Raw genomic sequence first — 12,237 nt, forward strand, 5'->3', positions numbered from 1 at the left:
CCGGTAAAGCTGTAGAGACGCGATACTTCGCGGCTCCCGTGCGGACGATGTCGTTCAAGGGGGAGACGCGAAGTGTCGCGTCTCTGCATTTTCAGCTGCCTCATTCCCATATTTACGGCCGCCAACTTCCCGACTACGCCCGCCCATGTCCTCCTCCACTCCTACCCGCTGGAAACTCGTGCTCGGCAGTGCCGCCGACGCGGCCGACGCCGTGCCCCTGCCGCCCGACTACGGCCGCATGGACGACGTGCTCACCGCCCTCTACGACGGCGACAAATCGGAGCGGAAAGCAGGTTTGGGCGGCTCCGCGCCGCGCGTGAGCCGCTGGCTGGGCGACATTCGGGAGTACTTTCCCACCGAAGTGGTGGCCGTGATGCAGCAAGACGCCATGACGCGCCTGGGCCTGAACCAGCTGCTGCTGGAGCCCGAGATTCTGCGCACGGTGCAGGCCGACGTGCACTTGGTGGGCACGCTGATGTCCTTGAGCCGGGTAATGCCGCAGAAGGCCAAGGCAACGGCCCGCGAGGTCATCACCAAAGTGGTGCGCGAGCTGGAAAAAAAGCTAGCCAACCCGCTGCGCCAAGCCGTGCAGGGCGCCCTGAGCCGGGCCGTGCGCAACCCGCGCCCGCGCTACCACGAAATCGACTGGGGCGCCACCATTCGGGCCAACCTCAAGCACTACCAGGCTGCCCACAAAACCGTGATTCCGGAGCGGCTGGTGGGTTTCGGCCGGCGCGGGCAGGCACTAAAGGAAATCGTGCTCTGCGTGGACCAAAGCGGCTCGATGGCCTCATCTGTTGTTTATGCAGGCGTGTTTGGGGCGGTGCTGGCCTCGCTCAAAGCCGTGAAAACCCACATGGTGGTGTTCGACACGGCCGTGGTGAACCTGAGCGAAAACCTGCACGACCCAGTGGACCTGCTTTTCGGCGTACAATTAGGCGGCGGCACCGACATCAACCTGGCCCTCACCTACTGCCAGCAACTAATTTCGCGCCCTACCGACACCATCCTTGTCCTCATCACCGACCTCTACGAGGGCGGCAACGAGAAGGAAATGATAAAGCGCGCCGCTGCCCTCAAAGCTGCCGGCGTGAACGTGGTGGTGCTGCTGGCCCTGAGCGACGACGGTGCCCCGAGCTTCGACCGCCGCGTGGCCGAGCAACTGGCGGCGCTGGGCATTCCCAGCTTCGCCTGCACGCCGGCTAAGTTTCCGGAACTAATGGCCAAGGCCATTCAGGGGCAAAAACTGGAGGTGTAGCGCGAAACCCAGTTTCATTTGACCCGAAGGGCCGTCCTGCTGAGCGCAGCCGAAGCATCTCTACCGCGCCGTCTGTCATCCTGAGCATTCTGCGACTCGAGCAGAGACGAAGGACCTTATCAAGTAAGAACGACTGTCGTTCAGTGGTGATAAGTTGCTTCCTTTGTCAGCATGACAGACGGCGCGAGCGAGATGCTTCGGCTACGCTCAGCAGGACGGCCCTTCATTATCCGGCTTGAGCCGCCTTTTCACCATCTAGTAACGCCGCCAGCGCGTCCGCGTCGTCGGCTTCCAGGGCCACTTCGGCTTTCAGGTTGTCCACGTCGCGCTTCACGCTGGCCACGGCCATGGTTTTGCCGCCGGCTTTGTACGCAATAGAGAACTCCTGCTTGGCCAAATCGCCGCTCACCTGGGCTTCGTCCCACTTTTCGGCGTGGCCCACGTAGCGAACGGAGAGGTCGTAATGTTTGCTCCAGAAGAAGGGCACGGCCTCAAATTTCTCGCGCTGGCCCAGCATGTTGCGGGCGGCCGTCTGGCCCTGGCGCTGGGCCACCACCCAGTGCTCCACCCGGATGTTCTGGCCTGAGTGTGGGTCGGGCCAACGAGCAATGTCGCCGGCTGCGAAGACGCCCGGCGCACTGGTTTCGAGGTATTCGTTCACACTCACGCCCTTGTCGAGCGCCAGCCCAGCGGTTTCCGCCAATGCCAGCCGGGGCCGCACGCCGATGCCGGCCACCACCAAATCGGCCGGCAGTCGGTCGCCGTTTTCCAAGGTCACCGCGTCGGCTTCGATGCGGGTGGCCTTTTGCTCCAGATGAAAAAATACGCCTTTGTCTTGGTGTAGCTTCCGCACGATTTCGCCCAGTTCCGGTCCCAGTACTTTCGCCAGAGGTAGTTCGTCGGGCGCCACCACGTGCACCTCCAAACCTTTGGTGCGCAGGGCCGCCGCCACTTCCAGCCCAATAAAGCTGGCGCCCAGCACCACCGCCCGCTTCGCCGCGGCGGCACTGGTCGCAATGGCGTGGTGGTCGGCCAAGGAGCGCAGCACGTGCACGTGCGGCAGGTCATGGCCCGGAATGTCTAGCGATAAGGGCGAGGCGCCGGTGGCCAAAAGTAGCCGGTCGTAGGCATGCGCCGCGCCGTCAGCCAGCAGCACGCGGCGACCAGGCACTTCAATGCGGGACACTTCTCCGCGTACCAGCTCAATGTTGTGCAGGGCGTAAAAATCAGCGGGCCGCAAGCTTACCGGCTTTTTCTCATCAGCCGGGAAGCTCTTGGATAGCATGGTCCGGTCGTAGGGTGCTTCGGCTTCGCCGTCGAGCATGGTGATACTTCCCTCGTAGCCTTCGCGACGCAGCATTTCGGCCGCCGCGCTGCCCGCCGCGCCCGCCCCAATGATGACCACGGCGACGGGGTAAGCCTGCTTTTCGGTGGGGCCGACGGGCGCCAGTGGGTCGCGGGTTTGTTTGCCGGTAACGAAGGCGCGGCCGTCGCGCTGGGTCACCGTCCAACAGGGCAGCGGGTCGAGGGCGGGGGCGCGTAGGGCCTCGCCGGTGCGCAGGCTGAAGCAGGCGTGATGCCAGGGGCAGCGCACGGTGTCATCCACCAGCAAGCCCTTGCCTAGCGGCGCGCCCAGGTGGCTGCATTTGGCCGAGATGGCGAAGATTTCCTCCCCGCGCCGAGCCAGCAGAACGGGTTCGCCCAGGGCGTGGCCGGTGGCCGTGGCGCCATCGGCGAGGTCGGCGAGCGGAATGCCGTCGGTGAGCAGGTCGGGGCCGGGCAGCGGGGGCTTGGCAGGGTCAGCCATTGGAATTGAAGAGTGTTAAAGTGGTTGCTCATACGGCAGTTCCCTGTTTGTAGCGAACCAGGAGGCTTATGGGGTCTGCGAGCAAGCTTCCAAGTAGGCAGCAATGCTTGCCGGCGCGGCGGGCATCGTTGTTACCGTTTAAGCAGCATTCTCCTACATTTGGCTGTGAGCACTCCAATTTGCCTGTCCTTTCGCAGCATTAAGCTTGCTTTCCTCCTCGCAACGGGAGCGTTGGCAGGCTGCCAGGGCGGGAAAGTAATTCACATCCTGAGTTACGAGCAAGGCCAAGCCAAAGCGCAGGAGTACGTGCGCCACTATTCCCCCCACCAAAAGCAAGGGAAGTGGGTGGGGCCACCGGTTACCCTCAATCGCTTGCGCCGCACCAATCTCGCCGCTGACCCGGTTATCACAGGCGGAGTGGACATTCAAGAGCCCGACGGCAAGCTTAGGCCTTTTCCCGGCGCCCTCATCACCATTGACGGCGCCCATACCTTTGCCGATAATTCTAGCAGGTATGCGCGTGTAATCGGCCCCGGCCGACACCGCTTGCGCGTAGGTGGCGTGGGGTTTCTTTGGTCCGAAGCGCCGGCCCTTCACGTGGAGCGCGGCGATTCCATTCAGGTCATTGCTCACCTATTGCCTGAATTCAGGCCGACCATGAATTAAAAACGGCCGCTCTTTTCTGGTGCCTTTCGGCCACTCATTTTACTTTTTCGTTGTTATCCAACCAACGAAATCAAGCCATATTCTTTTGTCCGACCTCACTTTCACCCCCTCCGACCCCTACGCCCTCGAAAAGGAGCTGCGCCACGTGCAGGCTTTGATGAAGCTGGAGCAGCAGGAGGACCTGGAGCAATTCAAGCTCAAAAACGCCAAGGCCAGCATTCAGGAGCGTCAGCAACGCGGCCTCACCTGGTACCCCGTCACCATCAGCAAGGAAGACATCGGCTTCGGCGGCAAGCTGGTGCTGGAGTTGGAACGGCCCGCCGGGCAGCAAGGGCTGCACCTGTTTCAGGTGGGCAAGAACGCCTCGCTATTTGGCAACGTGCCCGGCCGCTCGGCCACCGACCGGCCCACCCTGAGCGGTGTCATCACCAGCGTGCGCCGCAACAAACTGACCCTGGCCACCACCAAGGAAGACCTGCCCGACTGGGCCATTGAAGGCAATAAGCTGGGCATCGACCTCACCTTCGACGAGGTGAGCTACCGCGAGATGGACTACGCCCTGGGCAAGGTTATGGGCGCCTACGGCGACCGCCTGGCCGAGTTGCGCGACACCATTCTGGGCGCCCGCGAGGCCCGTTTCCGCGAGGAAAAGGCTTCGGATTTGTTCTACCCCAGCCCGCTCAACGAGTCGCAGCTGGCCGCCGTGCGCCACGTCATGGCCGCTAAAGACGTGGCCATCATTCACGGCCCGCCCGGCACCGGAAAAACCACCACGCTGGTGCAGGCCATTTTGGAAACCATCCGGCGCGAGCGGCGCGTGCTGGTATGCGCCCCCAGCAACACGGCCGTGGACCTGCTCACCGAAAAGCTGGCCGAGCGCGGCGTCAACGTCATCCGCATGGGCAACCCCTCGCGGGTGAGCGACCTGCTGCTGGAGCACACGCTCGATGCGCAGGTGATGAACCACAAGAGCTACAACGAGATGCGCTCGATGCGCCAGACGGCCGACCAGTACCGCGAAACCGCCAGCAAGTACGTGCGCAACTTTGGTTGGGAGGAGCAGCAGCACCGCCGCCAGCTCAAGGAGGAAGCGCGCATGCTGTTTCAGCAGGCCGACGACCTAGAGCGTTACATCACCGAGGATTTGCTCGAATCGGTACAGGTAATCACCTGCACGCTGGTGGGCGCTGCCAACCGCAACATCCGCCACCTCACCTACGAAACGGTGTTCATCGACGAGGCCGCCCAGGCCCTGGAGCCGGGCTGCTGGATTCCCATTGCCAAGGCCAACCGCGTGGTGCTGGCCGGCGACCACCACCAGCTGCCGCCCACCGTGAAAAGTGAAAAAGCGGGCGAGCTGCGCGAAACGCTGTTCGAGAAGTGCATTAAGCGCCAGCCGGCCACGGCCCGCATGCTCACGGTGCAGTACCGCATGCACGAGCAAATCATGCAGTTCAGCTCCGACCAGTTCTACGACGGCAAGCTCGAAGCTTACGAAACCGTGCGCCACGCCGGCCTCGACGCCTACGACCTGAAATTCGCCCCCGACCTGCCCGTGGAATTCCTCGACACGGCCGGCTTCGGCTTCCAGGAAATCACCATCCCCGAAAGCCGCTCCACCGCCAACCCCGAGGAAGCCGACCTGCTGCTCAAGCGCTTGGCCCAACTGCTGGAGCCCTACGACCCCGCCGACCACGAGGACGACCCGCTCAGCATCGGCGTCATCGCCCCCTACCGCGCCCAAATTAACTACCTAAAGGACGCCATAGAGGAAAACGACGAGCTCAGTGGCCTCATGCTGCACCGCCAGCTCAGTGTGGGCACCGTGGATTCCTTCCAGGGCCAGGAGCGCGACATCATCGCCATCACCCTCACCCGCAGCAACAACCACGGCGAAATCGGCTTCCTGAGCGACATCCGCCGCATGAACGTGGGCATGACGCGTGCGCGCCGTAAACTGCTGCTCGTGGGCGACTCTTCCACGCTCAGCGCCCACCCGTTCTTCAAGGCCCTGATAGAGTACGTGGAGCAGATTGGCGGGTACCGGACGGCCTGGGAACTGCAGGATTAACCTCACCCCCGGCCCCTCTCCTTGGGAGAGGGGAGCTACGGCAGCGCTAAGTAGAAGACATAAAATAGAAAATCCCGGCTCATTAATGGACCGGGATTTTCGTTTATAATCGATAGGCTCCCCTCTCCCCAAGGAGAGGGGCCGGGGGTGAGGTTATGGCCTCAGGGTGCGCCTACCGCCCACCAGGAGGGCAGTTTTCCTTCAGGAACTTGGTGTAAGTAGCGGCCAGGTGCTTGCTGGTGCCCTCGCCTTCCGAGATGCCGTGGGTGCGGTTGGGGTAGGCCATCATCTGAAAGGTTTTGCCGTGCTTCACCAACTCATTTATCATTTGCTCGGCGTTGTTGTAGTGCACGTTATCGTCGCCGGTGCCGTGGATGAGGAGTAGGTTACCGCGCAGTTTACTGGCGTGGGCCAAGGCCGAGTTGTCCACGAAGTAGTGCTTGTCTTCGGGCAGCAGGCCCATGTAGCGCTCCTGGTAGATGTTGTCGTAGTTCAGCTGGTTGTCGACTGCTGCGATGCTGATGCCGGTTTTATAAATCTGCGGGTACTGGAACATGAGGCTGAGCGTGGAGCTGCCACCGCCGCTCCAGCCCCACACGGCCACGCGGCTGGTATCCACCCAACTGTTTTTCAGCACTTCCTTGGCGCCCATGGCCTGGTCGCGGATGTTGAGCATGCCCAGATTGTGGTAGATGGCCTTGCGGAACTCGCGGCCGCGAGGGGCCGGGGCGCCACGGTTGTCGAGCGAGGCGTAGATGTAGCCGTCGTCGGCCATGCTGCCTTGGTAGAGGCGGTTGCTGCTCACGCCGAAGTTGTCGAGCACCGTTTGGCGGGCCGGCTCGCCGTACACCATGAACACAATGGGGTACTTTTTGGCGGGGTCGAAGTTGGTAGGCTTCACCATCCAGCCGTCCAGGGTCACGCCATCGGCGGTTTTCACCTGAAAGAACTCAGTTTTGGGCATTTTTATCTTCTTGGCCTGCTCGGGCATCTCACCACCGCTCAGGCGCTTGTGGGCGGGCAGGTCCACCACGTCGGCCACCGGGTAGCTGCCGGCGCTGGCGTAGCGGTGCAGTGCCACCTTGCCGTTTGGCGACACCTCGTAGCTGTTGGTGCCGCTGAGGGCGGCGGGCGTCACGCGCTCGGCCTTGCCACCTTTCAGCGGCACTTTGTAGAGGTAGCGCTGGGTAGCATTGGTGGGCGAGGCCAGAAAGTAGATGGTGCCGGTGGCTTCGCTGATGCCTTCCACGCTCACCACGTCGTAGTTGCCGGGCGTGAGGAGCTTCTCCTTGCCGCTGCGGTCAATCTGGTAGAGGTGGCGCCAGCCGTCTTTCTCGCTCACCCACACGAAGCTTTTGCCGCCCTGCAGCCAGTCCCAGCCCACGGGCTGGTCCTTGGCTTCCACCCAGGCCTTGTCGGTGTCGGTGTAAATGGTTTTGGTGGCGCCGGTGGCGGCAGTACACAGCATGAGCTTGCTCTCGTTCTGGCGGCGGTTCAGCTGCTGAATAATCAGCTCGTTGGCGCCAGCCCACTCCATGCGCGGGATGTAGTGCTGCACGGCGTCGCCGGGCACGTCCATCCACTTGGTGTCGCCACCGCCCACGGCCACCACACCGATGCGGCAGCGGCTGGGGTCCTCGCCCACCACGGGGTATTCCACCGGCACTGTGAACGGATACAGTGCATCCGTGGTGTTCAGCATGAGGTAGTTGGGCGTCTTGCGGGCGTCGAGCTGCCAGTAGGCCAGGTGCTGGCCGTCGGGGCTCCAGCGGAAGCCGTCGCGGCAGTCCAGCTCCTCCTCGTACACCCAGTCGAAGGTGCCGTTGATGAGTTTGTCAGTGCCATCGGTGGTGAGCTGGGTGATGGCGTGGTCGGCCAGGTTTTCGACGAAGAGGTTGTGGCCGCTTACGTAGGCCACCCTGCGGCCATCGGGCGAGAACTTGGCAAACATCAGCGAGGCCTCCGGCCGGCCCTTGCCCAGCTGCGTGAGCTGCTTGCTGCCGGTGTCGTACACCCAGTAATCGCCGCGGGTATCGTAACGCCACACCTTCTTGGTGTTGGTATTCAGCAGAATTAGCCGTCCGTCATCCGACAGCGCCACGCGCCGCACGCCGAGCGGCTTAGTCTGGCCGGCGGGCGTGAGTTGGCGCTTGCTGAGCAGCGTGCGCGTCTGGCCGGGTTGGCGGATGTCGAGCTGCACCACGGAGTCGGGGCGCACCTGCAGGTAGCCGTAGCCGTCTTTGGTCCATTGGGTGCCGGGGTTTTGGGCCCAGGCAGCAGCCGTCAGCATTGAAAAGGCCCCGGCCAGAGCGGCCCGACGAACAAGGAATTGTTTCATCTGAAAAGAAGAACTGAAAACACAGATTTGGAATCCCAAAGCTAGCCCTGTTTGAAAATAAAAATCCCCGCCGGCACAGGCCGGCGGGGAGTATCAGGAACTGATGCTTAAACGTCATGCAGAGCGCAGCGAAGCATCTCGCTTGGGGTAGTACTTAGTTACTGTTGCACGCGAGATGCTTCGCTGCGCTCTGCATGACAGTCTTTTCCTCAAAAAAACACCTAAGGCAAATCAATCACCGACATGGTGTGCGGGGCGTCCGATTTGGTGTTGGCAAAGTGCTTCACCGGGTTGTCATAGTCGGAGATATAAAGGCGCTTGCCCTTGAGCAGCACCTCGGCGGGCTGGTCGAGCTTGCCGCCGCTGCCGTCGGTGTCGGGGTTTTGGGCCAGGGTGGTCACCTTGTTTCCATTGCGCAGGTCTACCACTTCAATGGCGTTTTCGCGGGAGTTGCAGAGGTACATTTTATCGGTGGCCCGGTCAATGATGAGGCCATCTACGCAGGGAATCTGCTTGCCGCTCAGCGTCAGGGTTTCCTGCTTGGCCAGGCTGCCATCGGGCTTCAATGATACCTTGTAGAGCTTACCATCGCCGAAGCTGCCGGTGTATAAGTTGCCCTTGCTGTCGTAGTCCATGCCATCGGCGCCGTTGTCCACGCCGGTTTCGTTCACCGTGGTGGTGAACATGGCCAGCACGTGCGGGTCTTTGGTTTTGGGCTTGAGGTGCACGGTGCCCTTGCTCAGCTCGGCCAGCGAAAATTTCATAATGGCACTGCCTTGGGCGTTGTCGGGCAGGTCCCATTGGCTGTCAGTCACGTAAATCGTGTTGCCCTTCCACACCACCGCGTTAGCCAGCGCGAAGCCGTCCACCACGGTGGTGATGGCGCCGGGCTTGCCGTTTTTCACTTCCACCCGCATCAGGCGCGATTTGAAATCCTTGCTGTTTTCGTACTGGTTTTCGGCGTAGTAGAGGTTGCCATCGGGCCCGAAGGCTAGGTCCATGGGGGCCGCCTTTTGGGTGGTGGGCTCCACGGGCAGGTTGGTGGCGTAGGGCTTGATGGTGGAGCCGTCAATTTCCATCAGCGAGGCCGGCTTAGAATTGTCGGCCAGGTTGGGCACCGAGAGAATGAGGTGGCCGTTGGGGGCCAGCGCCAGGCCGTCGGGCGTGTTGTGGGCGTCGTCGAGGGTGAAGAGCAGCTTCGGGCTGCCGATAGTCGGAACAGAACCAGCCGGGAGGCCCATGGTATCGGCTGCGGCGGCCGCGGTTTTCGCCGTGTCCGCATTGGTTTTCACCACAGCCTCTTTGTTAACGGCTTCGCGTTCGGTGGTAGGCGGGTCGGATTGGCAGGCGGCCAGCAGGGTGCCGCTGAGCAGCAGAACCACCGCAGAGTTTAAAGTATTCGGGTGCATTGGAAAGAAATGATTTTAAGGAGGAAAGCAACGCCTACGGTACGCGCCGCGCCGAAACGAGGTTATTTACTCATGGCGCTGCTACTGGCTTTCCTCTTCCTTACTGCCTTGTTCGGCTTATTTCTTTTACAGCTTTCCTGAACATACTCCTCGTTAGATGCGGCGCTTGGCCTGACCGTCAAACGATAACCAGCAGCGTGGCTCAAGCAGTCGCGTAAAGCGCAAAAAACTGCCCAACCTCGTCACTACAAACCCCGTTCAGTCAGCAGTAAACCGTCAATCCTCCTTTCCATGAGTAAGAAACCCGTAGCCAAACAAACCCACGAAGACACCGTCAGTACCGCCAAAACGGCTGACCTCGCCAAAAACACTGACGACGGCTACGGCCAGTTTCTCACTTCTAACCAAGGGCTGCGCGTCAACGACGACCAGAATTCACTAAAGGCCGGTGAACGCGGCCCCTCCCTGCTCGAGGACTTTTTGCTGCGCGAGAAAATCACGCATTTCGACCACGAGCGCATTCCCGAGCGGGTGGTGCACGCCCGTGGCGTGGCTGCCCACGGCTATTTTGAGGCCTACGGCAACGCCAGCGAGTTCAGCCGCGCCGCTTTCCTACAGCCTGGCGCTGTGACGCCGGTTTTCACGCGCTTTTCCACGGTGGCCGGTTCGCGCGGCTCCTCCGACCTGGCTCGCGACGTGCGCGGCTTTGCCGTGAAATTCTACACCGAAGAAGGCGTGTACGACCTGGTGGGCAATAACATCCCGGTGTTCTTCATCCAGGACGCCATCAAGTTTCCCGACCTCATCCACGCCGTGAAGCCCGAGCCGCACAATGAGATTCCGCAGGCCGCCTCGGCCCACGACACGTTCTACGACTTCATCTCGGCCAATCCCGAAAGCACCCACATGCTGCTCTGGGCCATGAGCGACCGCGCCCTGCCGCGCAGCCTGCGCATGATGGAAGGCTTCGGCGTGCACACCTTCCGCATGGTGAACGCCGAGGGCAAGTCGGTGTTTGTGAAATTTCACTGGAAGCCGCTGCTTGGCACCCACGCCGTGGCTTGGGAAGAAGCCCAGCAGATTTCGGGCAAAGACCCCGACTTCCACCGCCGCGATTTGTGGAACTGCATCGAAATGGGCGCCTACCCCGAGTGGGAGCTGGGCGTACAAGTGGTGGCCGAAGAAGACGAGCGCAAGTTCAACTTCGACATCCTGGACTCGACCAAGCTGATTCCGGAAGAGTTGGTGCCGGTGCAGAAAATCGGCAAAATGGTACTCAACCGCAACGTCGACAATTACTTCGCCGAAACCGAGCAGGTGGCCTTCTGCCTGAGCCACATCGTGCCGGGCATCGATTTCTCGAACGACCCGCTGCTGCAGGGCCGCCTGTTTTCCTACCTCGACACCCAGCTCAAGCGCCTCGGCGGCCCCAATTTCCACGAGATTCCGATTAACCGCTCGCTGGCCCCTATCCGCAACAACCAGCGCGACGGCCACATGCGCCAAACCATCAACAAAGGCCAAGTGGCCTACGGCGTGAATCAGCTGAACGATGGCTACCCGCAGCAGGCCAAGCAAAGCGAGGGCGGCTTCAACACCGTGCACGAGCGCGTGGAGGGCCACAAAATCCGCCTCCGCAGCAAGTCGTTTGTCGACCACTACAGCCAGGCCAAGCTGTTTTGGAACAGCCAGTCCGACGCCGAGAAGATGCACATTGTGAAAGCCCTGCGCTTCGAGCTCAGCCACGTGCAGAAGGAATTTGTGCGCAACCGCACCATCCTGCAGCTGGCCCAGGTAGATGCCGACCTGGCCCGCCGCGTGGCCGAAGGCCTGGGCGCCACGGTGCCCACCGCCGACAGCGTGCAGCTGAACCTGGCCGTACCCGCCGATGGCGAAGCCGCCCACTACCAATCGGAGCCGGTGAAGGTCGGCAGCGCCAGCTCGCCCACGCTCAGCGTTGCGCCCGACAGCCCCATCAATACCGGCAAAGCCAGCATCAAAACCCGCCACATCGCCATTCTGGCCACCGACGGCGCCGACGTTCTTGCCATCGGCAACCTGATGAAAGCGCTGATGGACGAAGGTGCGCAGAGCGCCATCATTGCCACCCACCTGGGCTCGGTCACGGGCCTGGGCGGTGAGCAATTGCTGGTGAATGGCACGTTCCATTCCACCGCCTCGGTGCTGTTTGATGCCGTGTATGTGGCCGGCGGCGAGAAAAGCGTAACCGCACTCAAGCAAAATCCCGACGCCGTGCGCTTCGTGAATGAGGCCTTCCGCCACTGCAAGCCCCTGGCGGCCTCGGGCGCCGGCATCGAACTACTACAAGCCGCCGCCTACCCCGGCGCCGAAGACATCCTGACCGCCGACGGCGTGGTAACCAGCTCCGAAGCGCAGGTGGGTGGACTGGCCCCGAAGTTCATCGCCGCCATTAAGAAGCACCGTTTCTGGAGCCGCGAATTGAAGGCGATGCCGGCATAGGGTTTCGGCTAATTATCAGGCCGTCATGCTGAGCGCAGTCGAAGCATCTCGCGTGAGGTAGTAATTATTTTACTATTGCAGGCGAGATGCTTCGACTGCGCTCAGCATGACGGCCTATTTTTCAAAATTTCGGTATTGAACGCCCGGTCCGTCTTTCGTTCCGGATAGAACTTCCTTTCTTTGTGCACCTGCCGCCTGAGCGGGCTC

Annotated in this window: 7 protein-coding genes; 4 read left to right on the forward strand and 3 right to left on the reverse strand. The window is 61.7% G+C overall.

All coding sequences use genetic code 11. The features are described 5' to 3' along the window. The first annotated feature begins 145 nt into the window (after positions 1 to 145). Complete coding sequence (locus I2I01_RS02820; RefSeq protein WP_196284896.1) at positions 146 to 1,258, forward strand: VWA domain-containing protein; 1,113 nt, start codon at positions 146 to 148, stop codon at positions 1,256 to 1,258. Between the two features lie 226 nt (positions 1,259 to 1,484). Here the strand turns inward: I2I01_RS02820 and I2I01_RS02825 are convergent, their stop codons facing one another. Next, a complete protein-coding gene (locus I2I01_RS02825; RefSeq protein WP_196284897.1) occupies positions 1,485 to 3,065 on the reverse strand; it encodes an FAD-dependent oxidoreductase in 1,581 nt (526 codons plus the stop codon). A 165-nt stretch (positions 3,066 to 3,230) separates the two neighbouring features. Here I2I01_RS02825 and I2I01_RS02830 point away from each other — a divergent pair, with 165 nt between their 5' ends. Both I2I01_RS02830 and I2I01_RS02835 read left to right on the forward strand, forming a co-directional pair. Further along, on the forward strand, positions 3,231 to 3,731 hold the full coding sequence (locus I2I01_RS02830) for a hypothetical protein (RefSeq protein WP_196284898.1): 501 nt from the start codon (positions 3,231 to 3,233) through the stop codon (positions 3,729 to 3,731). Positions 3,732 to 3,816: 85 nt separating this feature from the next. After that, a complete protein-coding gene (locus I2I01_RS02835; RefSeq protein WP_211537783.1) occupies positions 3,817 to 5,802 on the forward strand; it encodes an AAA domain-containing protein in 1,986 nt (661 codons plus the stop codon). A gap of 172 nt (positions 5,803 to 5,974) precedes the next feature. Here I2I01_RS02835 and I2I01_RS02840 read toward each other — a convergent pair whose 3' ends face one another. Together I2I01_RS02840 and I2I01_RS02845 are read right to left on the reverse strand one after the other, a co-directional pair. Next, complete coding sequence (locus tag I2I01_RS02840; protein ID WP_196284899.1) at positions 5,975 to 8,140, reverse strand: S9 family peptidase; 2,166 nt, start codon at positions 8,138 to 8,140, stop codon at positions 5,975 to 5,977. A gap of 221 nt (positions 8,141 to 8,361) precedes the next feature. Continuing rightward, the gene (locus I2I01_RS02845; protein WP_211537784.1) at positions 8,362 to 9,522 is read right to left on the reverse strand and encodes an SMP-30/gluconolactonase/LRE family protein; all 1,161 of its coding nucleotides are present in this window, start codon (positions 9,520 to 9,522) and stop codon (positions 8,362 to 8,364) included. A gap of 318 nt (positions 9,523 to 9,840) precedes the next feature. Between I2I01_RS02845 and I2I01_RS02850 the strand changes: the two genes are divergently transcribed. Then, positions 9,841 to 12,030 carry a catalase gene (locus I2I01_RS02850; protein ID WP_196284900.1) on the forward strand — a complete coding sequence of 730 codons (2,190 nt, stop codon included), beginning with the start codon at positions 9,841 to 9,843 and terminating at the stop codon, positions 12,028 to 12,030. Positions 12,031 to 12,237 lie beyond the last annotated feature (207 nt).

Origin of the sequence: Hymenobacter properus, assembly GCF_015694735.1 — a bacterium.
GTDB classification, from domain to species: Bacteria; Bacteroidota; Bacteroidia; order Cytophagales; family Hymenobacteraceae; genus Hymenobacter; species Hymenobacter properus.